The organism is Vibrio sp. T9 (assembly GCF_003123985.1).
In the GTDB taxonomy this organism is placed as follows: Bacteria; Pseudomonadota; Gammaproteobacteria; order Enterobacterales; family Vibrionaceae; genus Vibrio; species Vibrio diabolicus.
In genome coordinates, this window is the sequence record NZ_NIGY01000126.1 from 1 (window position 1) to 343 (window position 343).

1 protein-coding gene is annotated in these 343 nt (G+C 62.1%); it reads left to right on the plus strand.

Going from position 1 to position 343, the window contains the following annotated elements; translation table 11 throughout:
- Positions 1–107 precede the first annotated feature (107 nt).
- The coding region (locus tag CBX98_RS25745; RefSeq protein WP_146192930.1) for an NUDIX domain-containing protein at positions 108–343 on the plus strand (236 nt) is incomplete at its 3' end.

Genomic DNA, 343 nt, shown 5'->3' on the forward strand with positions numbered 1-343 from the left:
CATCCGTCGATGTTCGCCGGGTCGCCCCGGCCACGCAAGGGGCGAAACGCCGCCTTCGCACTGCGAGGGGGTAAACTCCGGGTTTTTTCCCCCTTGTTGCCACCGCCATGCCTTATACGCCCATCGTTGCCACGCTCGGCTATGTGATCTCGCCGGACGGTCAAAGCGTCCTCATGATCCACCGCAATGCCCGTCAGGACGATCAGCACCTGGGTAAGTACAACGGTCTCGGTGGAAAGATGGAGCCTGGCGAAGACATTGCCGCGTGCATGCGGCGCGAGATCATGGAGGAAGCCGGAATCGAATGTCTCGAGATGCGCCTGCGTGGCACGCTGAACTGGCC